This window comes from Pseudomonas sp. SBT1-2 (assembly GCF_028640875.1).
Classification (GTDB): Bacteria; Pseudomonadota; Gammaproteobacteria; order Pseudomonadales; family Pseudomonadaceae; genus Aquipseudomonas; species Aquipseudomonas chlororaphis_I.
In genome coordinates this window covers 64,192-90,004 of sequence record NZ_JAQZAA010000057.1, presented here as the reverse complement: position 1 = coordinate 90,004, position 25,813 = coordinate 64,192, and the positions used below count along the sequence as shown (strand labels likewise).

The 25,813-nt window shown below is 64.5% G+C and carries 23 protein-coding genes; 13 read left to right on the top strand and 10 right to left on the bottom strand.

Annotated features, from left to right (window positions below; genetic code table 11):
• Positions 1-917: 917 nt before the first annotated feature.
• From PVZ78_RS07715 to mdlC, 5 genes are all read right to left on the bottom strand, one after another.
• Entirely contained in the window at positions 918-2,171 is a 1,254-nt protein-coding gene (locus PVZ78_RS07715) for an OprD family porin (protein WP_273828533.1), read from the bottom strand.
• A gap of 126 nt (positions 2,172-2,297) precedes the next feature.
• Positions 2,298-3,773 (bottom strand): aldehyde dehydrogenase family protein, encoded by a 1,476-nt coding sequence (locus tag PVZ78_RS07710; protein ID WP_273828532.1) that lies wholly within the window; start codon positions 3,771-3,773, stop codon positions 2,298-2,300.
• A 75-nt stretch (positions 3,774-3,848) separates the two neighbouring features.
• Complete coding sequence (locus PVZ78_RS07705) at positions 3,849-4,787, bottom strand: ketopantoate reductase family protein (RefSeq protein WP_273828531.1); 939 nt, start codon at positions 4,785-4,787, stop codon at positions 3,849-3,851.
• Positions 4,788-4,796: 9 nt separating this feature from the next.
• Positions 4,797-6,230, bottom strand: coding sequence for an MFS transporter (locus PVZ78_RS07700; protein WP_273828530.1), 1,434 nt, complete (start codon positions 6,228-6,230; stop codon positions 4,797-4,799).
• Positions 6,231-6,321: 91 nt separating this feature from the next.
• Positions 6,322-7,908 (bottom strand): benzoylformate decarboxylase, encoded by a 1,587-nt coding sequence (mdlC, locus tag PVZ78_RS07695; protein ID WP_273828529.1) that lies wholly within the window; start codon positions 7,906-7,908, stop codon positions 6,322-6,324.
• A gap of 108 nt (positions 7,909-8,016) precedes the next feature.
• On the opposite strand from mdlC, the gene PVZ78_RS07690 reads away from it, so the two are divergent.
• Positions 8,017-8,919, top strand: coding sequence for a LysR family transcriptional regulator (locus tag PVZ78_RS07690; RefSeq protein WP_198918715.1), 903 nt, complete (start codon positions 8,017-8,019; stop codon positions 8,917-8,919).
• Here PVZ78_RS07690 and PVZ78_RS07685 read toward each other — a convergent pair.
• Positions 8,916-10,247, bottom strand: a complete 1,332-nt coding sequence (locus tag PVZ78_RS07685; RefSeq protein ID WP_273828528.1) for an MFS transporter — start codon at positions 10,245-10,247, stop codon at positions 8,916-8,918. The genes PVZ78_RS07690 and PVZ78_RS07685 overlap by 4 nt on opposite strands.
• A 544-nt stretch (positions 10,248-10,791) precedes the next feature.
• On the opposite strand from PVZ78_RS07685, the gene PVZ78_RS07680 reads away from it, so the two are divergent.
• The 7 genes from PVZ78_RS07680 to PVZ78_RS07650 all read left to right on the top strand — a co-directional run bounded on the left by PVZ78_RS07680 (position 10,792) and on the right by PVZ78_RS07650 (position 17,208).
• Entirely contained in the window at positions 10,792-11,373 is a 582-nt protein-coding gene (locus PVZ78_RS07680; protein WP_016702626.1) for a hypothetical protein, read from the top strand.
• 201 nt (positions 11,374-11,574) lie between these two features.
• On the top strand, positions 11,575-11,709 hold the full coding sequence (locus tag PVZ78_RS07675; RefSeq protein ID WP_016702627.1) for a hypothetical protein: 135 nt from the start codon (positions 11,575-11,577) through the stop codon (positions 11,707-11,709).
• A gap of 179 nt (positions 11,710-11,888) precedes the next feature.
• Positions 11,889-12,206: a DUF7693 family protein gene (locus PVZ78_RS07670; protein ID WP_016702628.1), complete on the top strand. Its 318-nt coding sequence runs from the start codon at positions 11,889-11,891 to the stop codon at positions 12,204-12,206.
• 265 nt (positions 12,207-12,471) lie between these two features.
• The gene (locus tag PVZ78_RS07665; RefSeq protein WP_016702629.1) at positions 12,472-13,956 is read left to right on the top strand and encodes a tyrosinase family protein; all 1,485 of its coding nucleotides are present in this window, start codon (positions 12,472-12,474) and stop codon (positions 13,954-13,956) included.
• A gap of 10 nt (positions 13,957-13,966) precedes the next feature.
• Complete coding sequence (locus PVZ78_RS07660) at positions 13,967-14,740, top strand: copper chaperone (RefSeq protein WP_273828527.1); 774 nt, start codon at positions 13,967-13,969, stop codon at positions 14,738-14,740.
• Positions 14,733-16,814, top strand: a complete 2,082-nt coding sequence (locus tag PVZ78_RS07655; RefSeq protein WP_273828526.1) for a hypothetical protein — start codon at positions 14,733-14,735, stop codon at positions 16,812-16,814. The genes PVZ78_RS07660 and PVZ78_RS07655 overlap by 8 nt, the downstream gene beginning before the upstream one ends.
• A gap of 58 nt (positions 16,815-16,872) precedes the next feature.
• On the top strand, positions 16,873-17,208 hold the full coding sequence (locus tag PVZ78_RS07650; RefSeq protein ID WP_009048545.1) for a hypothetical protein: 336 nt from the start codon (positions 16,873-16,875) through the stop codon (positions 17,206-17,208).
• Between the two features lie 57 nt (positions 17,209-17,265).
• Here the strand turns inward: PVZ78_RS07650 and PVZ78_RS07645 are convergent, their stop codons facing one another.
• The gene (locus tag PVZ78_RS07645) at positions 17,266-17,976 is read right to left on the bottom strand and encodes an isoprenylcysteine carboxylmethyltransferase family protein (protein ID WP_273828525.1); all 711 of its coding nucleotides are present in this window, start codon (positions 17,974-17,976) and stop codon (positions 17,266-17,268) included.
• A gap of 269 nt (positions 17,977-18,245) precedes the next feature.
• Here PVZ78_RS07645 and PVZ78_RS07640 point away from each other — a divergent pair, with 269 nt between their 5' ends.
• The 3 genes from PVZ78_RS07640 to PVZ78_RS07630 all read left to right on the top strand — a co-directional run bounded on the left by PVZ78_RS07640 (position 18,246) and on the right by PVZ78_RS07630 (position 20,154).
• Positions 18,246-18,716, top strand: coding sequence for an arsenate reductase ArsC (locus tag PVZ78_RS07640; protein WP_016702633.1), 471 nt, complete (start codon positions 18,246-18,248; stop codon positions 18,714-18,716).
• Positions 18,716-19,450 (top strand): arsenical resistance protein ArsH, encoded by a 735-nt coding sequence (gene arsH / locus PVZ78_RS07635; RefSeq protein WP_009048542.1) that lies wholly within the window; start codon positions 18,716-18,718, stop codon positions 19,448-19,450. The genes PVZ78_RS07640 and arsH overlap by 1 nt, the downstream gene beginning before the upstream one ends.
• Before the next feature lie 86 nt (positions 19,451-19,536).
• Positions 19,537-20,154 carry a DNA-3-methyladenine glycosylase family protein gene (locus tag PVZ78_RS07630; RefSeq protein WP_038579711.1) on the top strand — a complete coding sequence of 206 codons (618 nt, stop codon included), beginning with the start codon at positions 19,537-19,539 and terminating at the stop codon, positions 20,152-20,154.
• 176 nt (positions 20,155-20,330) lie between these two features.
• Here the strand turns inward: PVZ78_RS07630 and dctM are convergent, their stop codons facing one another.
• The 3 genes from dctM to dctP all read right to left on the bottom strand — a co-directional run bounded on the left by dctM (position 20,331) and on the right by dctP (position 23,325).
• On the bottom strand, positions 20,331-21,614 hold the full coding sequence (dctM, locus tag PVZ78_RS07625) for a C4-dicarboxylate TRAP transporter large permease protein DctM (protein WP_016702635.1): 1,284 nt from the start codon (positions 21,612-21,614) through the stop codon (positions 20,331-20,333).
• A complete protein-coding gene (locus tag PVZ78_RS07620; protein WP_257374039.1) occupies positions 21,614-22,246 on the bottom strand; it encodes a TRAP transporter small permease in 633 nt (210 codons plus the stop codon). The genes dctM and PVZ78_RS07620 overlap by 1 nt, the downstream gene beginning before the upstream one ends.
• 89 nt (positions 22,247-22,335) lie before the next feature.
• Positions 22,336-23,325 carry a C4-dicarboxylate TRAP substrate-binding protein DctP gene (gene dctP / locus PVZ78_RS07615; RefSeq protein WP_257374040.1) on the bottom strand — a complete coding sequence of 330 codons (990 nt, stop codon included), beginning with the start codon at positions 23,323-23,325 and terminating at the stop codon, positions 22,336-22,338.
• Between the two features lie 252 nt (positions 23,326-23,577).
• Between dctP and PVZ78_RS07610 the strand changes: the two genes are divergently transcribed.
• On the top strand, positions 23,578-25,152 hold the full coding sequence (locus tag PVZ78_RS07610; RefSeq protein WP_053268817.1) for a phospholipase effector Tle1 domain-containing protein: 1,575 nt from the start codon (positions 23,578-23,580) through the stop codon (positions 25,150-25,152).
• Complete coding sequence (locus tag PVZ78_RS07605) at positions 25,152-25,808, top strand: DUF2931 family protein (protein WP_273828524.1); 657 nt, start codon at positions 25,152-25,154, stop codon at positions 25,806-25,808. The genes PVZ78_RS07610 and PVZ78_RS07605 overlap by 1 nt, the downstream gene beginning before the upstream one ends.
• Positions 25,809-25,813: the final 5 nt, after the last annotated feature.

Here is a 25,813-nt window from a genome sequence, read left to right as displayed (position 1 = left end):
GGGTAACCCGGCAGGGATGCCGGGTTAGCCGCCCCAGGCCATGGATGGCCTGTGGCGGCGGCCCACGGATCAATGCCGGAGTGAGGGTATGCCGAGCCTTGGCGAGGCACCGAGTGGTGGGGCAAGAGCGTTTTGCTTACTTTTGCGCTTTTCAAAAGTAAGCCGCCGTAAGGGCGGAACCCTAAGCCGCCGTTACCGCAGCAACGGATATGCACCCCATCCAAAAAATGCAGCGCCAGCACGGACGCCATCGCGGGCAAGCCTCGCTCCTACAGAAGATGCGCGACCTACTGCCTCACAGTACACGCCCCCCCCCTGTAGCCGCTGCCGCAGGCTGCGATAAGGCCGCAGGCCTTCAGCGATCTCAAGATCCTGCGCCCCCTTCGGGGTCGATCGCAGCCTCGCAGGCTCGGCAGCGGCTACAGGGAGCGACTCAGCCCCAGGCCGGTCGGTAGGCCGCCGTCTTGCTTTTGATCTGAACGCCCCGTTAACCACGATGGCCGAACGCAGGCATTGAGCCGTGGGTAACCCGGCAGGGATGCCGGGTTAGCCGCCCCAGGCCATGGATGGCCTGTGGCGGCGGCCCACGGATCAATGCCGGAGTGAGGGTATACCGAGCCTAGGCGAGGCACCGAGTGGTGGGGCAAGAGCGTTTTGCTTACTTTTGCGCTTTTCAAAAGTGAGCCGCCGTAAGGGCGGAACCCTAAGCCGCCGTTACCGCAGGAATGGATATGTACACCGTCCAAAAAATGCAGCGCCAGCACGGACGCCATCGCGGGCAAGCCTCGCTCCTACAGAAGCCTGCAAACGTGCCTGCCATGACATGTACGCCATCAAAACGGCAGCGCCAAAACAGACATCATCGTGGACAATCGAGCGTCGACCGGCCGCGCCTACCCGCGACGGAGCTGGAAGGTTCAGAACGACAACGGATAGCTGACAATCACCCGAGTCTGATCAAAGTCGCTGTTAAAGCTGCGCCGATTGGTAGCGTTATTCACCCGCACACTGAGATTCTTCAGACTCCCACTCTGAAAGGTATACCCCACCTCCGTATCCCGCTCCCACTCCTTGCCATTGCTCCCGGCCTTGGTCGTGGCATTCTCGCCATGCCCATAGCGCACCATGGCCAACAACCCCGGCACGCCCAGGGCGGCAAAGTTGTAGTCATAACGCACCTGCCAGGAACGCTCGTCGGCATTGCTGAAGTTGCCGTTGAACATGTCGTTGCCCAGGGTCCGGCCGCTGCTGCCATACACCGACATCCACGGACTGTCGCCACTGACCTTCTGCAAGCCCAGGTACAGGGTATGCCCGGCGGTTGAAGCCGAGAGCAAGGCATAGGCAGTGCGGCTCCGGATCTCGCCGATGCGCGCCTGGCCGTCATCCTTGTCGATGAAATAACCAAGGTTCGCCCCCAGCACCCAGTCGCCCACCGGCTGCTTGTGCAGCAAGTTGAAGTAGCTTTGCTGATAGATGTCTTCCAGCTGCGCATGCCAGGCACCGACCAGCGTGCGCTGCTGGTTGAAGCGGTACTCGGCGCCGGCATAGGTGAAGCCGTCGGAGGTCACCCCGGGCGCGGCCCAGGCCGAGAGGTCCTGCATGTCCGAGGAGTTGCGCAGGCTCACCGAACGGTACTGCCCGGCCTGCAACCCCAGCCCGGCGATTTCCCGCGAATCGAGCATCGCCCCGCGGAAGGTCTGCGGCAGCAGCCGGCCGTCGTCGTAGCGCAGCAGCGGAATGTCCGGCAGCAACTCGCCAACCTTCAATTCAGTGGCGGAAATACGCATTTTCGCCGCCACGCCGGCGCGGCCGTAGTTGTCCGCCGCGCGCCCGTCGTCGTGCACTGGCAACAGCTCCGAACCACTGGTGCCGCGCCCGCTGTCGAGCTTGACGCCGAACATGGCGATGCCGTCCAGGCCGAACCCGACGACGCCCGGGGTGTAGCCGGAATTGAACTTGAGGATAAAACCCTGGGCCCATTCCTCGACCTTGCTCTTGGCCGCCCCCGGGTCGCGAAAGTCCCGATTGAAGTAATAGTTGCGCAGCACCAGGTCAGTCTTGGCGTCGTCGAAAAAGCCGCCTTCTTCGGCCCAGGCCGGCAGGCCCGTGCCCAGTGCCAATGAAGCCGCGGCCAGCGAGCGCGCGAGGATGCAGTGAGGGGTGTTCATTATTATTGTTCTCCGCTTTGCATAGGCGCAGCCGTTCCCCGACAGGCCGCTCCAGGCCCGCCTCCTATCGGCTGCAAGAATGCCCGGCCTTGTTCAGGGGCCGGGCGAAATCGTCAGCTCAACGCATCAGAAGGGATAACGACGCGCCGAGTGCTGCACGCTGATCCAGTGATCGCGGGTGAATTCATCGATCGCCCAGTCGCCGTTGAAGCGCCCGAGCCCCGAGTTCTTTTCCCCACCGAAGGGCGCGTTGGCCTCGTCGTTCACCGGGATATCGTTGATATGGGTCATGCCCGCGCGAATCTGCCGGGCGAAGTTCACCCCACGCTCCAGGTTGCGGCTGAACACCGCGCTGGACAGGCCGAATTCGCTGGCGTTGGCCAGCTCCAGGGCGTGGGCCTCGTCCCGCGCGCGCAGCAGGCCCACCAGCGGGCCGAAGATTTCATTGCGCGCCAGGTCCATGTCGACTGTGACCTCGCCGTAGACATGGGGCGCCAGCAGATTGCCCTGGGCCCCGCCCTCGTAGAGCGGCTCGGCGCCTTCGCGGCGGGCCAGTTCGATCTTCTCGCGCAGGCCTTGCAACTGCCGCTCGTTGATCACCGGGCCGATGACCGTCTCGATCGATTGCGGATCGCCGACCTTGAGGCCCTTGACCCGTTCGACGAAACGCTCGGCAAAGGCGTCGTAGAGGCTGTCGTCGACAATGATCCGGTTGACCGCCATGCAGATCTGCCCCTGGTGCAGGAACTTGCCGAACACTGCCGCGTTCACCGCCTGTTCGAGATCGGCGTCGGCCAGGACCACGAACGGGCTGTTGCCGCCCAGCTCCAGGGCCACATGCTTGAGGTGTGCGCCGCCGCTGGCGATACGGCCGATGCCGCGACCCACCGGGGTCGAACCGGTGAAGGTGATCAGCGAGGGAATCGGATGCTCGACAAAGGCATCGCCGATCTCGCTGCCCGCCCCCACCACCACGCTGAGCACGCCCGCCGGCAGGCCGGCCTCCTCGAAAATCTTCGCCAGCAGCAGGCCGCCGCAGACCGGCGTATCGCTGGCCGGCTTGACCACCACCGCGTTGCCCAGGGCCAGCGCCGGGGCGATGGAGCGCTGGGTCAGGTGCAGGGGGAAGTTCCACGGGCTGATGACCCCGACCACCCCCAGGGCACTGCGATAGACCCGGCTCTCCTTGCCCGGCACATCGGACTCGAGAATGCGCCCGTGAACCCGCGCCGGAAACGACGCCGACTCCAGGGCGATGGCCCGCGCCGCGCCCCACTCCAGCTGCGCCTTGAGCCGGGTGCTGCCGGACTCGCGAATGATCCAGTCGACGATTTCCTCGCGGCGCCGGTCGAACACCGCCACCACCTGATGCAATACCGCCGCTCGCGCCGACGGCCCGAGCGCCGCCCATTGCGGCTGCACCGCGGCGGCCTTGGCATAGGCGGCATCCAGGTCCGCGCGGTTGGCCTGGGCCACTTCCAGCAACAGCGCACCATCGAACGGGTTGCTCACCGCCAGTGTTTTGCCGGCGGCGCCGGCGCGCCATTCCCCGGCGATGGGTTGCAGGTGCAGATCGCTGTAGACAGCTGGGGACTCATTCATGACAAAGCTCCTCGAAGGCAGGACTCACAGGAAAGGGGGGCTCGCGACTCAGGGCGTCGAACCGGGTTTGCAGGGTTATTCATGACCGCCTCCGGTGGCCGCCCGCGCCTCGATCAGGCGCAGCAGCCCCAGCAGGGTTTCGGTGTACGGCACGGCGATGCCGGCCTGGAGCGCCCTGGCCAGGACCTCGCCATTGATCGCGCCGATTTCCGTGGGCCGTCCGGCCAGCACGTCTTGCAGCATCGACGGCTTGTGCGTCCGGTGGTGGGCGATGGCATAGGCCACCGTCTCCAGGCAGCGCTGCGCATCCGTTGCCACCCCCACCGACTGCGCGACGCTGAGCACCTCCAGCACGATGGCCCGGGCCAGCGCCACGCCTTCCGGCGCGGCATCCAGTTGCCCCACCGTGCAGCCGGTGACGGCGCACAGGCTGTTCAAGGCCGCGTTGAACGCCACCTTCTCCCAGATCGAAGTCCAGACCTGCGGGTCCACCGCGCATTGCAGCCCCGCCGCCTCCAGCACCGCAGCCACCTGGTTGCTGGCCTGGCGTTCGACACCCTCCAGCGACATCAGCCGGACCACGCCCTGGCCATGGGAGCGAACATGGGCCGGCCCGGCCATGTCGGCGGGCCAGGTGGTCATGCCGATCATCACCCGCTGCGGGGCGACATGGCGGCACAGCGCTTCGGCGTTGCCCAGGCCGTTCTGCAAAGTCAGCACCCGCGTGTGCTCGCCGATATGGCCGGCAATGCTGCGCAGCGCACTGTCGGTGTGCTGGGCCTTGGTGAAGACCAGCAGCAGGTCAGGCTGGCCCGCCACCTGCTCTGGCCGGCAGGCGCTCAGGCCGCCGATGCGCCGGTCGCCGCTGTCGGTCTCCAGGCGCAATCCCTGGCGGCGGATCGCCTCCAGGTGCGCGTCGTTGATGTCCAGCAGCGTGACCTGCTGCCCGCTTTCCGCCAGCAGGCCGCCAAACAGCGAGCCCATGGCGCCTGCTCCGAGAATGCTGATGTTCATCGAACCTCCTTATGGCTGTGAGGGTTGATCGGCAAGGTGCTGCTTGTCGGCCCGGGCTGATCCAGGCACCCGCCGGGGAATATGGCGGCGCACCAGCACCAGGGCGATCAGCGCCAAGGCCATCACCGTTCCGAGCAACGTCAGGTAAGCGTGGGCGCCGCCCTGGGTGATCACCGTGGCGCCGACGAAGGCGCTGAGGATCGCGCCCATGCGCCCGAAGGCCAGGGCCGATGCGGTGCCGGTGGCACGCACCGCGGTGGGATAGATAAAGGCGCACAGCGCATAGAGGGTGGACTGCACCGCGTTGACGAACAGCCCATGCACGCCAAAGCCGAAGATCAGCAGGCTGGTGTTCTGGTCGACGTCCACCGCCTGCATGGCGAAGGCGCTGGCCGCGCCGCCGGCGCAGCAGATCAGCAGCGGCCAGAACGAACCCCAGCGGGTCATGGCCACCGCGCAGACCAGCGCGCCGATCACCCCGCCCAGGTTGTAGGCGGTAAGGCCCGAACTGGCCAGCGCCAGCGGCAAGCCTTCGGCCAGGAGCATGGTCGGCAGCCAGCTGAAGGCGCTGTAGACAGCGGTCAGGCACATGAAGAACGCCACCCAGACCGCCACGGTATCGCGCCCGTAGCCGGGGGCGAACAAGGCACGGAAGCCGCCCTGCTGCTCGCTCTTCTGCTCCAGCGCATCGGTGTAGCGCACGCCCTCGGGCATGGGTCGGCCCATGCGTCCCAGCAGCGCGGTCAACTCGCCCCAACGCTGCGGCCGGCGCGCCAGGAAACGCGGCGACTCCGGCAAGGTCGCCAGCAGCAACAGGCCCAGCACGATGGGCAGGCTACCGCCGATAAAGAACAGCGTGCGCCAGCCATACAGCGGCAGTACGTGGGAGGCGAACAGCCCCGCCAGCATCCCGCCCAGGGGCACACAGACGATGGTCGCCGTGACCGCCAGGGTGCGGCGGCGCGCCGGGGTGAATTCGGCGGTCATGGTGGTGGCGCTGGGCAAGGCACCACCGATGCCCAGCCCGGCGATAAAGCGCAGCGCCGCCACGGTCAACGCATCCGGCGAGAGGCCGATGGCGCAGGTCGCGGTACCGAACAGGATCACGCTGGCGATGACCGCCATGCGCCGGCCGAAACGGTCGGCGAACAGCCCGGCGCAGGCACTGCCGATGCCCATGCCGATCAGCCCGGCGGCCACCGCGGGGGCGAAGGCCTCGCGGGTGATCCCCCATTCCTTGATCATCAGCGGTATGGCGAAACCGATGAGCTGACCGTCGAAACCGTCCATCACGATCGACAGCGCGGCCAGCAACACCACGATCTTCTGCATCCCGGTGTAGGGCCCGTCATCGAGCAAGGTGCCGATATCGGCACTGCCGGCAACAGGCCGCGATTGCCGGGGCGTCCCCTCCATCACTTCACTGACCGAAGTCGTGTTCATAGCCACCTCTTTTTATTGTTGTGGTGAGTGTGCGCAAGGCGCGGTTGGCATTGCCGGGCCTGCAGCCCGGCGCAAGCTCAGTCCTTGAGAATCAGGGTTCGATGGTCAGGGTCGGCACCTCGATCAGTACCGGGCGATCGCCGGCCAGGGCCGCGCTGAAGGCGGCGGCGAACTCGGCGCCGGTGGCGGCATGCACCGCCTGCACGCCGTAGCCCTGGGCGATGGCGCAGAAATCCAGGCCCGGTACGTCCAGCCCCGGCGCATCGCTGACCTGCAGCACATCGGCGAACCAGCGCAGCGCGCCGTAGGTGCCGTTCTTGAGGATGATGAACACCACCGGGATGCCGTACTGCGCGGCGGTCCACAGCGCGGTGATGCCGTAGTTGGCCGAGCCGTCGCCGATGATCGCCACCACCCGCCGCCCGGGCGTCGCCAGTTGCACGCCGACCGCGGCCGGCAAGCCGAAGCCGAGACCGCCGGCGGCGGGAAAGAAGTAACTGCCGGGCTCGCTCATCTCCACCCGCTGCCAGAACGCGCTGACGGTGGAGGTGGACTCCTTGACGTAGATCGCGTCCCGCGGCGCCAGCTGGTCGATCAGGTCGAACACCGTTTCCGGGCGCAGCAGGCCGCCCTCCTCGCGCACCGGCGCCGGCAGCGGCAAGGCGCTCGGCAGCGGCCGTTCGCTCTGTGGCAGCACCTCGACCAGGGCTTCGAGGGTCAGGGCGATATCGCCCACCAGCGCATCGCCCATGGGCGCCCGCGCCGCCTCGCCCGGGTCGCAGGTCAGGTGCACCAGCTCACAGTCCGCCGGCAGGTAATCGCCCGGGGCGTATTGGTGGTAGCGGAACACCGGGGCGCCCACCACCAGGATCAGATCGTGCTCGGCCAGGCAGCGGCTGATCCCGGCGATGGCCGCCGGCAGCACGCCACGGAAACACGGATGACGGGTGGGGAACGGGCAACGCGAAGCGGAAGGCGCGACCCAGGCCGGCATCCGCAGTTTTTCCGCCAGCTGCACCGCCAGGCCGTTGCTGCCACTGCCGTCGACATCCGGGCCGAGCACCAGCACCGGGCTACGTGCCGCCGCCAGGCGCTCGGCCAGCGCTTGCAGTTGCGCCGCCGAAGGCAGGCCGGCGTTGGCCACCTGGCGCCGCGCCAGATGCTCGACCCCGGCCGGCGCCGCGCAGGCCCAGTCGTCATAGGGAATCGACACATACACCGGCCCGCGTGGCGCCAGGCTGGCCATATGGATCGCCTGGCTCAGGGTGCGCGGCACGTCCTGGGCCGAGGCCGGCTCGTGGCTCCACTTGACCAGGGGCTTGGGCAGTTGCGCCGCATCGACGTTGGCCAGCATCGCTTCCACGCCGACCATCGAGCGCACCTGCTGCCCGGCGGTGATCACCAGCGGGCTGTGGGAGTACCAGGCATTGGTCAGCGCGCCCATGCCGTTGCCGGTACCGGCGGCGGCATGCAGGTTGACGAAGGTCGGCTTGCCAGTGGCCAGGGCATAACCGTCGGCCATGCCGACCACCGCGCCTTCGTGCAGGCCGAGGATGTAGCGGAAGTCCTCGGGAAACCCCTTGAGAAACGGCAGCTCGTTGGAGCCAGGATTGCCGAAGATGGTGGTCAGGCCTTGCTCGCGAAGAATCTCGTAGGACGCAGAGTGAACGGTTTTCATAAGGACCCTTGTTATTGGATTTCGGGTTACTCTTGCAGCCGCTACAAAATTGATCAAATCGATACTATCTCTATCAAAAATAAGACCTGTCTATATCCCAGGGGCACCATGAGCCACATCGATCTGAACCTGATCCGCACCTTCGTCACCCTCTACGAAGCCCGCAGCGTGACCCTGGCCGCCGAGCGCCTGTTCGTCACCCAGCCCTCGGTCAGCTATGGCCTGGCGCGCCTGCGCGAGCTGTTCGACGACGCCCTGTTCAGCCGCACCCGCGACGGCATCCAGCCAACCTTTGTCGCCGAGCAGTTGTACGGCCCCTTGCGCGAATCCCTGACCCGCATCGAAAGCACCGTGCAGGGCTGTCGCCACTTCGCCCCGGCGAGCACCGAGCGGCGCTTTCGCATCGCCCTCTCCGACCTCGGCGAAATCGGCTTTCTGCCGCTGATCCTCGCGCGCCTGAACCAGGACGCGCCGCTGGCCGAAGTCGAGGTCCTGCCGCTGCAGGTGGACCAGGTCGGCGAGTGGCTGACCAGCGGCAAGGTCGATGCCGCGATCTGCCGCCAGCCGGTCCCCGGCGTCCGCAGCCGGGTGCTGATGCACGAGCGTTATGTGTGCCTGCTCAGCACCGGCCACCCGCGCATCGACCAGCAGTTGAGCCTGGAACAGTTCCTCGCCGAACGGCACGTCGCCGTGACCCGCACCACCGGCCACGGCAATGTCGAAGACGTGCTGAAAAACATGAACGTGGAACGGCGCATCAGCCTGCATGTGCCGCACTTCTCGGTGCTGCCGAAAATCATTCCCGGCACCGACCTGCTGGCGGTGCTGCCGGCACAGATCGCCCGGCTGTTCATCCACGAAGGCGAGCTGAAGCTGCTCGAACTGCCGTTCCCGGTGGCCGAGTTCGCCGTGTCCCTGAACTGGCATCCCAACAGCGACAGCTCCGCCGCCTTGCGCTGGTTCTGCGACACCATCGCCGACGCCATCATCAGCGGCCAGGGCCAGAACTAGACGCCGGCCATCGCCGGCTGCGCCCGGGCCCGGGCCGGCTTGAGCAGCAACAGGCAGCCGGCGGCGATCACGAACACGCTGGCAAACACCCCGTACAGATGCAGCGGCTGCCAGCCGCCATCCAGCAGGAAGCCGGCCACGGTCGGCGAAAGGATCGCGCCGATGCGGCCGATACCGATGCCCCAACCAACGCCCGTGGCGCGCACCGAGGCGTCATAGACCACTGGCGACAGCGCATAGAGACCGGCCACGCAGCCATTGGAAAACAGCCCGATCAGCAACCCCAGGCCGAGCGCCGCGGCAATCGACGAGGCCGAGCCGACGAACAGCACCAGCAGGCCGGCGGTGATCAGCATGAACAGCGCCAGCACCCGGGCCAGCGGCCAGCGCGAGGCCAGGCCGCCGATCAGCGCCGCGCCGAAGATCCCGCCGACGCTGAGCAGCACCCCGCCGGTGATCCCCTGCTGCGCCGAGAGCCCAGCGGCCACCAGCAGTTTCGGGGTCCAGCTCATGACGAAGTAGAAACCGAACATCACCAGGAAAAACAGCAGCCAGATCAGCAAGGTGGTGCGGCGCATGGCCGGCGCCAGCAATTGGCCGAAACCGCTGGGCGCGCCGGGTTGCCTGGGCAGCTCTGGCGGCAACTGTTCAAGCTCGGGCTGCTCCAGGCGCCGGGCCAGGAGATTGACCCGAACCAGGGCATTGGCCGGGCGGCGGGCAAGCAGGAAGTCCAGGGATTCGGGCAGCCACAGCAGCACCAGGGGAATCACCAGCCAGGTCACCGCACCGCCGAACAGGAACACCGAGCGCCAGCCCCAATGGCCCAGCAACCACACCGCCAACAGCCCGCCCAGGGTGGCGCCCAGGGCATAACCGGTGGATTGCAGGCTGACCGCCAGGCCGCGCCAGCGCTTGCTGGAATACTCGCTGGCGATCACGTTGCTGCTGGCCAGGATGCCGCCGATGCCCAGCCCGGTCAGGCCGCGCAACAGCGCCAGTTGCAAGGGAGTCTGGCTCAGGGCCGAGAGCAGCATGCCGAGCCCGGACAGCGCCAGGCAGAACAGGATCAGCGGACGCCGGCCGAACCGGTCGGCCCAGGGCGCGATAAACAGCGAACCCGCCGCCATGCCGAACAATCCGGCGCTGAGCAGCAGGCCGACCTGCGCCCCGTTCAGCCCCCACTCGGCCGAGACCGAGGCCGCGGTGAAGGCCATCACCAGCACGTCGAAACCGTCGATCATGTTCAAGACAATGCAGATGCCGATGGCCAGGCACTGGAAGGCGCTCATCGGGCCGCTGTCCACGCGGCTCTTCAGGTCGAGCGTCATGACCGCACCTCCCCAGCGCATAGCGGCGACAGCGAGAGGGAAAACAGCAGCGTGCACACAGACAGACGGCGGACGGAACCCAGGCAGTTCCGCGCCCTTGATAAGCCATTCATGACGAGACCCTTCTTGTAGTTTTTATCGGGGGACGGTCGGGAGGGACCCGCCATCGCCAGGTGGCTAATCAACCATCCAATGGATCCATTAACAAGAGCTGAGATTGAACCAATCCCTGGAAAGACGACTGAAATCCATGGAGAAATACTGAGATGCTTTTATTTACTCAATAGAAATCAATCGTTTATTAAAACAATCATCTATCGATTTTTTCGGGCGATTATCGACCAGACTCAGCCGGCACAGACTGTTGATGATCTTGTAGCTGTGTGCGGCTAAAGAATCCCGATTTAGTGGATCCAATAACCTCAACGTTATGTAGGCAACCCGCACAATCCGTCATCTACCGAATGACAGTCCGCCCGAGGTGCGCGACCATGCCCATCGCTGCTCCCAGACGCATCATCCACTGAAAGGAATCTCCCGCCCCATGACTAGCCGTCCGCTGTTCGCCCTGCTGCTTGCCCTGCCCATGTTGCTGCTTGGCGGTTGCGACCGCCCCATCCGCTGGATGCACCCCGATCCGTCCAAGGAACTGCTGATCCGGGCCATGACCGAGCTCAACGGCTTTCACGCTTACAACAGTAGCGGTCATGAAGACAACAGCCTGATCACGGGTGTCGAAGCCATGCGATTGCTGGAAGACAGCACGAAAATCACTGAGAAGACCCCGGACTTCATGTTTGTCGAGATCAAGGGCCGGACCCTGACCATCATCGGCTACTCGCAGACCTACCGCCCCCAGGGCCAGGACCACCAGACCCCGATGATCTACAGCTATGTCGGCGAGCTGAAGCGGGCACGTTATGCTCTGCCCCATATGGCACCGAACATTGACGACCTGAAGTTCACCTCCAGCCCGCAAGAGAAACTCAAGGTGGCGCTGCTGCCGCTGTCCAGCGGGCGAGTGATCTATCCCGATTTCAATGGCGACCTGAACATCGGCTCCGAAGGTGGCCGCTACAGCCAGATCAGCGCCTTTACCCGCAAGGACTGGGACGTGATCTTCTGACATCCTCGGCCGGGATTGGCGAGTCGCCGCCGCAGTACCAGCCCGGGTGCCGACCAGCTGAACCCCGAACCAGCACCGTTGCCGTTACGCCCTCCTGCATCAGCAGGATGACCTCGTCCTTAGACAACCTGTAACAACTCCGGCTGGCCCCGGCACCACTTAAATGAGATGGTCCGCTGTTGATTGTTTTGGAGGCATGTCATGACTACATTTCAATTCATCGCAGGCATGGTCTTTTGTCTGGCGGGACTGGGCGTGAGGGCCTACCTGACCGTGCAGCATCCAGGGGAAGAAAAGGCCTGGCGTTCGTCCAGCGTGCGAAAGTCCGCCAAGTAAGCCTTGCCCCCTTCTTTGAATACCGCTGATGGCCTCGCCTGGACCAGGTGGAGGTTCATGGAAAATGCCCGTATCGCGCGATACGGGCATTTTTTTCGGCTCAAGAAATCAGTCATCCCGCCCGATGCTGGCCGGCAACAATGGCAAAATAGCCGCCGTCCATGCCCGAGATCGTCCCTATGCAAAGCACCCCCACCCTCACCGCCCGGGAAATCTGTCAGGTACTCAGGGAACTGGCGCTCGGCACCCGCACCCTGGGTCCATCGAGCCACCGCGTTTTGCTGGCGGACGATAGCTGGCAGGTGCGGCTCGATATCGAAGGCTGGACCCTGACCCTGGTCAACCATGGCCAGACCCTGAGCCATTGCGAGCAATGCCATTCGCCGGATGGCCGGGTCGAGACGCTCGACGCCTGGCAGCGCTACGGCACCGACCCGGTCAAGCTGCTGAGCATCTGGGAACACCAGCAGTTGCAGCGCCTGCTGCAGGCGTTGTGAACAAAGGTTCCTTCCATTACACCCAGGCCAATCCCCCGCCCGTCTGCTTAAGGAGCCAAAACCCGTGTCGTTCATCGGGATAACGGGAATCGGCCATGGCGTTTTTGCCGGGCTTCTATACTCATTTTCGCAGAGGCGCGCACCAGCACAGCGGGCCTCATGAGCGCAGTTCCGCCGTGAACATGAAGTCGCCAGCGGCAAAGGATTGCGAGGGGTGTGGCGCCACACGCGCCACCTGGCCTGATGCTGCAAGGAAGGTGCATTCATGAACACGATTCGACAGGATGTGGCAACACTCGGCTCCGGATGGGACAACAAGGTCCTGCTCAATTACGCGCTGGCCATGCGCGAACTGGACAAACTACCGATCACCAACCGCAACAGCTGGAAATTCCTCGGCGCCATCCACGGCTTCGATCGGCAGTTGTGGGTCGAGGTCAATGTCCTGGGCGATTCCGATCCGGTTCCCAAGGACCTGACCAACTTCACCTACGGCAGCCAGTGCCAGCACGGTAGCTGGTACTTCCTGTCCTGGCACCGCGGTTACCTGGCGGCCTTCGAGGCGATCGTCGCGGCCAAGGTCAAGGAACTGACGGGCGACGACTGGGCGCTTCCGTACTGGAACTACCTCAATAGCAAAAACCCGGATGCGCGGCGGGCCCCGGAGGCGTTCCTGGCGGACACCCTGCCGGACGGCAGCCCCAACCCGCTGAAGAAATACCCTCGCCGGCAGGGCTTTACCACGCTGCGGCCGAACTCCCTCGATGCCTTCAGCCTGGCGGCGATGCAGGAGAACGATTTCCAGGTCGGCAATGACGGCAGCATCGGCTTCGGTGGCGGGGTCACCGGCAATTTCGCCCAGTTCGCCCGCTGGACCGGCGACCTGGAGAACAACCCGCACAACACCGTGCATCGCCTGATCGGCGGTGGCGAAGGCTTCATGGCCGACCCGTACCTCGCCGCCCTGGACCCGATCTTCTGGTTGCACCACTGCAACGTCGACCGGCTCTGGGAAGCCTGGATGAACACTCCGGGCAAGACCATGGTCCGTGATCCGCGCTGGCTCGACGGTCCGGCCGACCGCCGTTTCATCATGCCGGCGGTCGGTGGCGGTGACCCTGGCATGAAATTCACCGGCCGCGACACGTTGAAGGATGGCAAATTGCATCCGCGTTATGCCGACTTGAGCATCGGCACGGGCGTGAAACCAGGAGTAGAGGCTGTGACACGGGTCAAGATGGGTGCGCCGGAACAACAGAACATCGAACCGATCGGCGCCAACCGATCGGTGGTCACGGTCGGCGGCTCGCCAGTACGCACCCAGGTCGACCTCGACCGCCAGGCCACCAGCACCGGCATCGCCGCGATGGGCGCGACGGACCTGGGCCAGCCGGTGACCCGGCTCTACCTGGCGCTGGAATCGGTGCGCGGCTCCGCGCCCTCGCCGCAGCTTGCGGTCTACATCAACCTGCCGAAAGACAGCGATCCGCAGCAGCATCCCGAGTGCCATGCCGGCAGCCTGACGCTGTTCGGGCTGAACGTCGCCTCGCGCCCGGACGGTGGGCACGGCGGCCACGGCCTCGGCTATACCATCGACATCACCGACCTGGCCCAGCGCCTGACCGATGCCGGCGACTTCAACCCGGACTATCTGCGGGTGACCCTGGTCCCGGGCGAGCAGGTCTCGGCGGATAAACCGGTGACCGTGGAGCGGATCAGCGTGCTCAAGCGCAGTGGTATCGTCAGCTGAGTAACGCCTCATGCAACCCGGACCGGTCTTGCTCAGCTTCACCCGGGCGCCCTGGCCGTTGCTGTTCGCGACGGCCGGGCTGGGCCTGGCCCTGTGCCTCTACACCGCCGGGCACCGCAGCCTTCCCGCCTTCTGCAGTGCTGTGGGTGGGCTGTCCATCGTCACCAGCTGGCCCACCGCGCTGAAAGCGGAACTGGCGCTGAACCCGGCGCAGCAGATGCTGGCGGACTGGGCCCTGATGCTGCTGGCGATGATGCCGCCCCTGCTGGCGATGCCGCTCCTGCATGTCTGGCACTCCAGCCTGCCGCGCCGGCGCATCCGTGCGGCGCTCGGCTTCCTGCTCGGTTACACGATCTTATGGATGGCCGCCGGGCCGCTGCTGATGGGGCTCGCCTTGCTGCTGCAACTGAGCGTCGCCGGCGCGGCACTGGCCACGGCCCTGCTGGCTGCCCTGCTGTGGAGTGCCAGCCCGTGGCAACGCACGGCGCTCAACCGTGGCCACCGCCTGCGCCGGATCGGCCTGTTCGGCTGGGCCGCCGACCGCGATTGCCTGGTGTTCGGCGCAACCCACGGGGCCTTGTGTATCGCCTCGTGCTGGGCCTGGATGCTGGTGCCGCTGCTGGGCGGGGCCTGGCACATTCCACTGATGCTGGTGGCCGGGGCCATCATGCTGGTCGAGCGCCTGGCACCGGGCGATCGGCCGCGCTGGCACTGGCCAGCGATTCTCCCTCGACTCGATCTCTGGCTCCTTATGACGCGCAAGGTGGCGCACGCCCATGACTAGACGGACCTGCCTGACGATCGGCGTGAGCACGCTGACACCGCTACCCAACCAGACACTGCGTTTCGCCTACCTGGACGGCGCCGTGCTCGCCGCCCGTTCGATCGGCGACTGGGCGTTGCGCTCGGGCTTCGGCGCCGACAACGTCAGGATCGTCGACGACGGCCCCATAGACGGCCAGGGCAATCCGGTCACCCGCGAGCGGGTGCAGCAAGCGGTGGACGAGCTGTTCCCCGCGGGCGCCGAAGTGGTCGAGCAATTGATCCTGGCGTTTTGCGGCCATGGCCTGACCGACGCGAATATCGGCTCGATCTCCTGGCTGTTCAGCGACTCACTGCGCCAGAAATACCGGGTCCTGGCCGACTCGTTCTACACCGAGTTGCTGCTGCACGGCGTGCAGCGCATCACCCTGATCACCGATGCCTGCCGCGAAGCGCCGAAGAACCTCGACCTGACGCGACTGGATGCGGTGCGCGGGATCGTCGTGCAAGGCACGCAAGTGGAAAACCCCAGGTTCGATCGCCTCGCTGCCTGCCAGGACGGGCAGCTGGGTTACATGGTGTCCGAGCCGATGTCCGGCGCTCCGGGCAAATGCGTGTTCTCCGGGGTGATCGCCGATGCGCTGTGGGGCATCGAGCCGACCGCCATCAGCAATGGCCTGATCACCACCGCGACCCTCGGCATGTGCGTGCGCTCGCGCACCACCGAGCGGGCGAAAGAATATCGCCTCAAGCTCAACCCGCAGTGCCTGGTCGATCCGGAACCGGCCGTGCTCTACAACACCGCCCAGCCGTTGCCGGGCCCCGCCGGGTTGCAGCCCTGGCCAGCCGCGGGCAACGCCGCCACCATGGGGCCGTCCCCGGCGGCCGGCCCGGTGGATTCCGCCGAGCATAACCTTGAGCGGGTCCACAGCGACGCGGCCTTTCGCGAGCGCATGCTCGGCGCCGATTTCGGGCTCAAGCAGCACGACCTGACAGTTCCCGCCGACCAGATAATCAGCATTCCCGACTCCAGCAAGGAGCTGCTGCAGGACCTGGTGGTGCTCCGCCAGCAGAGCCCGCGCTTTCCCGAGAAGAGACAGAAGGTCAAGGCGCTGGTCCAGCGCCTGGAAGCGGATGCCGCCGCCGAGATGCGCCAGTCCGCGGCCACCGAGGTTCGCCGCAGGATGAAACAGATCGGCGACCCCGGCGAGGCCAACCTGATCATCTACGGCGAGGGCGCGAAGCTCTTGTCCCGCAACCCGATCGAGCGACTGGACAGCACTTCGCTGTTCGAGACGTTCCACGCCCCCAGCGATCCCCAGGGGATGCCGGTCCTGGTGGCGCTGGCCGACGGCACCTTCACGCCGGTGGTGCCTTATGCGGGTCAGTACGCCGTGGTGATGCCCAGCCCCCTCGGCGATATTTTCCAGGCCTACGGAATGCCCAAGGCCCCCGACAGATACCTGGCGATGCTCGGCGCGATCGACGATTTCGCCGCTGGCCGGCTACAGGCCGAAGACATCGACCAGTTCGCCGCCGGCGTGTGCCATAAAAAGCATGCCGACCCCATGCTGGGGGTGATCTGCGCCTACCTGTACCGCGCCGTTGCCGACTACGACAGCATCCGGCGCCTGGCGTATTTCTATACCGCCCAGGGCCAGCCGGTGCCTTTCGACATCGCCTTGCTCGGGGCCATGCGGGTGACCCGGGAGCCAGACCGCACCCCACAGCTGCAAATACCGGCCGTCAAGGCGCGCGCGCTCCGGCCCAAGGCGGCCAAGGCCCCCGACTATATCCGGCGCGCGACACCCGCGGTGCAGGCCTGGATCGGTGGGCGTTGCCCCTGGCTGGGGCTGGGCTGGGACTATGTCAACGACCCACGGCCGGAATGGGCCGCACTGGTCGAAGGGCTTGCCGAGCATGCCAAGGCGGTGCGGCACAGCGGATCCACGGTGCTGCCAGAAAAGGCTGCCCGCAAGCTGGCAAAAGCCTGGCGCCTGCAGCCATCGGCCCGCGAAGACCTGACGCGACCCGCGGTAGCCCGCCAGGCGCCCGCCAAGGAAACGAACCGCCCCGCGCGGCGGTCTGAACAGTGATGGCATTGAGAATGGGGCAGCGCCACAAAGCCCCGACATTCACAATGGAGGTCTCGTCATGAGCGCCCTGACGATCGAAGGCTGGTGCAAGTCCAGCGATGGGCAAAAATCCATGCCGCTGGGAGAGATCCATTTCTACGTCGATGGCCCCCTGCACCTGCGCCTGGAAGAAGCCGAGGAACGCCTGCAGAAAACCCATGAACAGGAGGCCATGGTCGACGTCGACATGGACACCATGGAGCTGATCATGCCCGAGGGGTACACCCCCCTGTCCGACTGCCGGATGCGCGTCTACCTGCAGCACGGCCGTGGCCAGTTCCATCTGGTGGGGCATCGAGCCAGCGATGGCAGCCTGATCTATAGCAATGCGGTGTTGATCGACCAACTGCTGTAGACCCGACATTGCCCTGGCCTTACCGCGGAGGCGCCATGCCCTGGCGCGTCCTTGCCATTACCAGAGGCCGGGGAACAAGCGCCAGCGCACCCGTTGGCAATAGTCGGCATAACCGGGCAACTCGGCCTGCAACAGCTGGTCCTCCCATGACGTGCGCAGGACCAGCAGCGCCGCCGCCAGCGCGGCGGGAAGCAGTGCCCAGAACGATCCCAGCGCCAATGCCATGCCGAAGAACAGGCACAGCGCGGCGAGATACCCGGGATGCCGCACAAAACGGTAAGGCCCGCTATCGATGACCCGCTGCTGCCGCTCGGACTGGATCCGCACGCCCGGCTCGAAGAACGGATTCACCGCCTGCGCCCAGCCGGTCACTGCGATGCCCGCCAGCACCGCCAGATAACCCGCCAGCACCAGCCAGGCCGGAACAGCCGAGCCCTGCAGCCGCCCGGCATCGAGCGCGGCGACCGGCAGCACGGCTGCCATCGCCGGCAGGATGATCGCCAGCAGTTTTTTGTCCCAGCTTTTGGTGCCCGCCTGGAAGCGGCTGCGCGCGCGGTAGATCACCGGGTTGACCCGGGCGAGCACCAGGGCCGAAACGCCAAAGCCCAGGGTCATGACGGCGAGGAATATCCAGCCGGGCCACCAGGCGAGCGTGCCGGCCGGCAGGAAGATCAATCCCAGCAGCGCCAGCGGCAGGCCGATCGCATAGGCGATGGCTGTGCCGCGCGACATCGGGTCCGGATCCCGAGGTGTGGAAGGGGTTTGCATAGCGTTCACCCATAGGCAGAGAGATGAAGCCTGGCCCGGTAAACCTCATGGACAGGCCTGGCCTCTTCGGCCTGCGCCGAACCTGAAGCATAGACACCGGGTAAATCCCCTGCCCGATCCGGACCGAGACACGCAGCCTGCGTTCGGTCGCCCGGCCCTATCGGCAGCTTGGCAACGCGCCTTCGCATCCGTATATTCGAATAACCATATATTCAAGCCAGTGACGCCTGTTTAACCCCATGGCTCAATCCTTCTACCCGGAAGCCCCGATGAAAATCCTCTTCATGTGCACCGCCAACAGCTGCCGCAGCGTTCTTTCCGAAGCCCTGTTCAACCATCTGGCGCCGGCCGCTCATCAGGCGGTGAGTTCGGGCAGCTTCCCCAGTGGCACGCTCAACGCCCGCGCCCTGGCCACCCTGGAACAGGCCGGCGTCAGCACCAAAGGCCTGTACAGCAAAGGTTCGGAAGCCTTCGCCGACAGCCCGCCCGATATCGTCATCACCGTCTGCGACAAGGCCGGTGGCGAGCCCTGCCCGGTGTATTTCGGCCCGGCGCTGAAAAGCCACTGGGGGCTGGAGGACCCTTCGGAGGTCCAGGGCGATGAGCAGGCGATCCAGGCCGCCTTCGAGCAGACCGTGCAGAAAATCCGCCAGCGCTTGGCCGCCTTCTTCGCCCTGGACCTCGACCACCTTTCGCCCACCGAGCTGAAAAATGCCCTCGACCGCATCGGAGCGCTGTGATGAACGACGACCAGAAGCCCAGCGAAGAACAGCTGTCCGCCCTTGACCTTGAACTGCTGCAAGCCTTGGCGCCGGAGCATCTGGAAACCCCGGCAACCGCCGCGCACAAACCGCGCATCCTGCTGCTCTACGGCTCCACCCGCGAGCGCTCGTTCAGCCGCCTGCTGACCCGGGAAGCGGCGCGCATTCTCGAATTCCTCGGCGCCGAAACCTACATCTTCGACCCCAGCGGCCTGCCGCTGCCGGACGATGCGCCGGTGGATCACCCCAAGGTCCAGGAACTGCGCGAACGGGTGCTGTGGTCCGAAGGCCAGGTCTGGTGTTCGCCGGAACGTCATGGCGCGATGTCGGCGGTGTTCAAGGCGCAGATCGACTGGATCCCCCTGACCCTCGGCGCGGTACGCCCGACCCAGGGCAAGACCCTGGCGGTGATGCAGGTCTGCGGCGGCTCGCAGTCGTTCAACACGGTCAACCAGCTGCGTGTGCTGGGTCGCTGGATGCGCATGTTCACCATCCCCAACCAGTCCTCGGTGCCCAAGGCCTTTCTCGAATTCGATGACCACGACCGCATGAAGGCCTCGCCCTACTACGACCGGGTGGTGGATGTGATGGAAGAACTGATGAAGTTCACCCTGCTCCTGCGCGGCCGCGCCGACCTGTTGGTAGACCGTTATTCGGAACGCAAGGAAAGCGCCGCGGCACTGTCCAGCCGGGTCAATCAGCGTTCGATCTAGCTCAGGCAATTCCAGCGCAAGAGACCGAGTGCAGCGCCGGGCATTGCTGGTTAATCTCTGGCGACGCCCATTGCCCAGGACTTTCCATGCCCGATCCATTGCTTGAGGCCCGCGCCTTTCTGGCCGGGCTCGACCCTGACTGGGCTCGTCATGTCGAGGCGGTCGGCCCGTGCCTGCACCAGGCCAAGCCGGCCCGCGAGCCCTGCGAGGCGCTGGTGCGGGCGATTGCCTATCAGCAACTGCACGCCCGCGCTGGCGATGCGATTCTCGGGCGTTTTCTTGGCCTGTATGGCCCGGCGTCCTTCCCCTCCCCCGAACAGATCCTTGCCACCGATTTCGAGCAGTTGCGTGCCTGCGGTTTTTCCGCCGGCAAGATCGCCACCATTCGTGGTATTGCCGAGGCGACCTTGCGCGGTGTGGTGCCGGATTACGAGACGGCCCGGGCCATGGACGATGAGGCGCTGATCGAGCGCCTGACCAGCCTGCGCGGCATCGGTCGCTGGACCGTGGAGATGCTGCTGATCTACAGCCTGGAACGCCTGGACATCCTGCCCGCCGACGACTTCGGCGTGCGCGAAGGCTACCGCCGCCTGAAGGGCCTGGAGCGGCAGCCGACGCGCAAGCAGATGATCGAGATCGGCCTGTCCTTGCGCCCGCATCGCACGGTGGCGGCCTGGTATCTGTGGCGGGTGCCGGCGCGGTGAACGAGGGTTGATCGCGGCAAGCCTGGCGCCCACAGAAACGTGTCCATCTCGATTCCGCACCACGCCCCCGTAGGAGCGAGGCTTGCCCGCGATGACGATCTCAAGAACAGCATCGCTCCAGAGGCCCTCCTCGCCAGCAAGCTTGGCTCCTACAGAGACCATGTACGCCCAGCGTTTCAGTTCATCCCCAACCAGTTCGGCAGCGCCAGGGAAATGAACGGCACGTAGGTCACCAGGATCAGGAACGCCAGCAGGATCATCAGCCACGGCAGCGCCGCGCGGATGGTCTGGCCCAGGCTCAGGCCGGTCACCGCCGAGGTGACGAACAGGTTCAGGCCCACCGGCGGATGCACCAGGCCGATCTCCATGTTGACCACCATGACGATGCCCAGGTGGATCGGGTCGATGCCCAGCTTCATGGCGATCGGAAAGAAGATCGGCGCCAGGATCAGCACGATGGCCGAGGGCTCCATGAAGCTGCCCGCCACCAGCAGCACCACGTTGACCATCAGCAGGAAGCCGATGGGCGACAGCCCGGCATCCATGACGAAGGTGGTGATCTGCTGCGGGATCTGTTCGGTGGTCAGCACATGGGCGAAGAGCATGGCGTTGGCGATGATGAACATCAGCATGATCGACAGCCGGCCCGACTCCACCAGCACTTTCGGGCAGTCGCGCAGGCGCATGTCCTTGTAGATGAACAGCGCAACGAACGCTGAATACACCGCCGCCACCGCCGCCGCTTCGGTCGGGGTGAACAGGCCGCTGTAGATGCCGCCGAGGATGATCACCAGCAACAGCAGGCCCCAGAAGGCCCGGCGCGCGGTGCTCAGCCATTCGCGGAACGATACCCGCGGTTGCGCCGGCAGTTTCTTGATCCGCGCGACGATGTAGATCACCACCATCAGGATCACGCCCAGCAGCAGCCCCGGAACGACCCCGGCCATGAACAGCTTGCCCACCGAGGTTTCGGTGGCCGCCGAGTACACCACCATCACGATCGACGGCGGAATCAGGATACCCAGGGTCCCGGCGTTGCAAATGATCCCGGCGCCGAACTCCCGCGGGTAACCGGAGCGCACCATGCCCGCCACGGCGATCGAGCCCACCGCCGCCACGGTCGCCGGCGACGACCCCGACAGCGCGGCGAACAGCATGCACGCCAGCACCGCGGCAATCGCCAGGCCGCCGCGGATGTGCCCGACGCAGGCGTTGGCGAAATCGATCAGGCGCTGCGCCACGCCGCCAGTGGTCATGAAGGCCCCGGACAGCAGGAAGAACGGGATCGCCAGCAAGGTGTAGGCCTCGGAGGTTTCGAACAGCTTGATCGCCAGGGAACTCAGGGAGTCCGGGCTGAACAGCAGGATCGAGGTGGCACCGGCCAGCCCCAGGGAAATGGCGATCGGCACGCCGAGGAACATGAAGACGAACAGCATCAGAAACAGGCAGAGAATGGCCATCAGTGCTGATCCTCGTGGTGACTGGCAAGCTTGCTGGCCTCGGCCGCCTCATCGGCCAGGCCCAGGTTGATCTGCCCGCGCATGAGGATGCGCCACATGATTTCCAGGTAGCGGATCAGCACCAGGGCAAAACCGAAGGGCACGATCATCGCGATATGCGACAGGTGAATGCCGAACTGGTCCAGGTCCTCGGCTTCGATGCCGGCCTGGATCAGCGCCATCAGCCACTTGAAGCTGGCGACCATGAACAGCCCGGCGTAGACCATGCAGCACAGGCAGGCGATCACCGCCAGCAGGCGCTGGGCCGGGCGCGAGGCCAGCTTGACCAGCGCGTCCACCCCCAGGTGCCCGGCGGTGCGCACACCGTAGGAAATGCCGAAGAAGATCAGCCAGCCAAACAGCATCTTGGTCAGCGCCACGCTCCAGACCATCTCCTGGGCCAGCTCCATGAGGAAGTCGCCGATCCCCAGGAACAGCGCGCTGCCCCCTTCCCAGGCATCGCCGATGGAGTAGAACAGCGGGTAGAGGTTGTTGAGCACCACGTAGACGAAAGTCACCAGCGTCATGGCCGCCAGCAGGAAGGCGATGAACGCCTCTTCAAAATGTTCCCAGAACCGCCTCAGCCTGTGCATTGAGGTTCTCCGCGAAAGTGCCAGTGGAGTGCAGCCCGGTAGCGGCTGCCGATGGGCCGCTGCGAGCGCAGCGGCCGGGATGCAGGTCGTTATTGCGCCTGGTTGGCGGCTTCGGCGGCCTGGATCAGGTCGGCGCCGATATCGCCCTCGAATTTCTTCCACACCGGGCGCATGGCTTCGCGCCACTCGTTACGCTGCTCGGGGGTCAGGGCGACGATTTCGCTGGTCTTGGCATCGATGATCTTCTGCCGGGAGGTCTGGTTCAGGGCTTCGGCCTGCTTGTTCACCTCCACCGAGACCTCGGCCATGATTTTTTCCAGCTCGCCGCGCACATCCGGCGGCAGGCCGGTCCAGAACTTGACGTTGGTGATCACCATGTAGTCGATCAGGCCGTGGTCGGTCTCGGTGAAGTACTTCTGCACCTCGTGGACCTTCTGGCTTTCATAGTTCGACCAGGTGTTCTCGGTGCCATTGACCACGCCGGTCTGCAGGCCCTGGTAGACCTCGGCGAAGCTCATCTTGCGCGGGTTGGCGCGCACTGCCTTGAACTGCTCCTCCAGCACGCTGGAGGCCTGCACGCGGAACTTCAGGCCGCGGGCGTCCTTGGGTTCCACCAGTTTCTTGTTGGCCGACAGCTGCTTGAGGCCGTTGTGCCAATAGGCCAGGCCGAGGATGCCCTTGTCCTGCATGGCGGTCAGCAGTTGCTTGCCCTCGGCGTGCTGGAAACGGTCGACGGCAGCGAGGTTGTCGAAGAGAAATGGCAGGTCGTAGATCTGGATCTTCTTGGTGTACTGCTCGAACTTGGCCAGGGATGGCGCGAGCAACTGCACGTCGCCCAGCAGCAGCGCCTCCATTTCCTTGCCGTCGCCGAACAGCGAGGAGTTCGGGTACACCTCGACCTTGACCCGGCCCGGCAGGCGCTCCTCGGCCAGCTTCTTGAACAACAGGGCGCCCTGGCCCTTGGGGGTGTTTTCCGCCACCACGTGGGCGAACTTGATCACGATAGGGTCGGCGGCCTGCGCGAGACCGGCGCCCAGCAATGCGGCGGCACAGAACAACGCCCGGGAGAGCTTGAACATGGACTTCACCTTCTTATTGTTGTGGTTGATCGCAGAGTGCCTAAGGGCACGCGTATTGAGAATTTTGAATTTTTGATACCCGCGTTCGCCTCAGCCGAACGCCGCGCGCGCTCGGCAATCCCCCTCTGAAATTCCATTTCCCCTACGACGGAATCAGCCCCTACCCAGCCTCTTGCAGATTCCTCCTAAATCCATCGCCCGCCATTCCCGGTACGGTTTCCAGCGCCCCTTTCGCCTGAACCAGGACCACCCATGGCCAGCAACGGACCCGGGCCAATGCCCAGCCTTCTTCGGCCCGCCAACCCCAACCAGCACTCTGCTGAACGCTCCGCCGAGACCGAACAACCCAGCTACGGCGAACAGCTCTGGGCCCAATACGAGAAATACGCCAAGGAGCCCGCACCACCGCCTGAAAAGGTCCAGGTGGCGCTGCGCATCGGCGTGTTCTTTGACGGTACCGGGAATAACGCCAGCAACTCGGCCATGGGCCAGATTTGCGGGGCGCAGAATCCTATCGAAGCCAGGGATATCGATGGCAGTTGCAAGCCGTATATGAGGGATCCGGAGAGCAGTTACGGGAATGGGGTGAGCAATATAAAGCTGTTGAGAGAGCTGTATTACGCCCCCCAGAAAGCCGAGGGTGAAGGCCTGAAAAGATGCGCCTATCGCGCAATCTATATCGAAGGGATAGGCACCAAAGCAGGTGAAAAAGACAGTCTGATTACCTCTGGTACGGGCCGTGGCGACACAGGAGTCTCAGGATGTGTGCAAAGGGCATTCCGGGAGATTGAGGAACATATAAACGATGTTCAAAAAGAGAATCCCGAGAGTGAAATCACTTCACTGACCTTCGATGCTTTCGGCTTTAGCCGAGGGGCGGCGGCAGCCCGGCACTTTGCCAATGAAGTTGTACGCTGGCTCGGGCCGCTTGAGCTGATTCTGCACGACCACTCCAAGGCCTTCAGTCCCCGCTTCAACCGGCAATACGGCAACGACGTAGACATGGGCTTTATCGGTCTGTTCGACACCGTGCCGTCAGTTGCCGGGCTGAGCAATCTGGGCAACGTGCGTAGCGCCATTGCCCCTGGTATCAAGCTGCACCTCGACCGTCGCTACTTTCGCTCAGTCGTCCAACTGGTCGCTCGCGACGAGTACCGGGCTAACTTCGCCCTGAGCCGGGTCAAGCCCGACCACCTCGAGATTGCCCTGCCCGGCGCGCACTCGGATATCGGCGGCGGCTATTTGGATGAGGTACAGGAATGTGTACTGGTCAGCCCGATGCAGGCACTGGAGGTGCCAATCAATACCGAGGTAAGCCAGACCTCGATTTACCGGAATGCAGTGCAAACAAAAAAGCGCTGGATGGCCAAAGGCTGGCCCGCACAATGGCTGGAGATCGTCACGCCAGAACCGCTGTTGCTGCCGCAGGACTCACAGGACCGCCTTGGCCTGCGAAAAAAACGGGTGTATGCCGGCCTACAGCTCAAGAGACCAATGAGTAATAAGTTGGCGGGAGTGTATCTACGTGTCATGTATGAGCTAGCCAAGCAGAACGGAGTGCAGCTCGAGGAAATCCCAGAGACACCGGAGTACGCGATTCCATCGGAACTCCAAGCACTGTGTGACAGGTTTGTCACCGGTGACTACAGTACGACGCCTGAGGAGGAGACCATGCTCAAGTTGCGTTATATCCATCTCTCGGCCCACTGGAATCACCCACTAGGTAAACGGGACGGCGGCAGTCTAAAAGTCGTCTATATCAATGCCCCCACGGTGGATGCCGTGCGTGTGCAACACCCTCACGTACCTGACTGGACGCTTTGGTAATGAGAGTATTCATCACCCTTCTGGGCGTACTGCTGTTAAGCGGTTGTCACGCTGACCCGCTATCCGGAAAAAACGACCCCAAAGATCCCTGGTGGCAGCTTGGCTTTATCGAACCTTTCTATATGAAGGTCTGGGTTGAAGACAGCGCCGTTGAGGACATCAATGGCCAGCTATTCCCCCACACTGGCGGCGGCTCCACTGCGGGTGGCGACCTCGGTTACGACAAAGAGTGGGCCAGAGGCTGGGGGGATACAGTTGGAGGTAGTGGATGGTCAGTGGTAGGAGCCAACCTGCCTAAGCGCATTTACGTACGTTGGCAATCCATCGTAGAGCAGCAAACTTATCGGGCGTGGGTGAGTATTCCCGAAGAAGCCCGAAAAATCATGGTTACCTCAACGAACCGTCGTTGCCCGGAAACGCCACACCAAACTGCCCGTTTTATGGCATCGGTCTATATAGGTTTGGCTCCAGGCGGCATTGTTCAGGTGTGGGTAAGAGATGAATGCCGTAACACAATCAAAGTCACCCGCGCCCAAGCAGAAGTTGAACCATTAGGACCGAGCCAAGGCAAAACCAATAGCCGTTACGCCTACCAGATCAGTGAAGGGTCCAAACGCTACATAGAGAAATATGGCATTCCCTATGGCAGTTGGTAGACAGA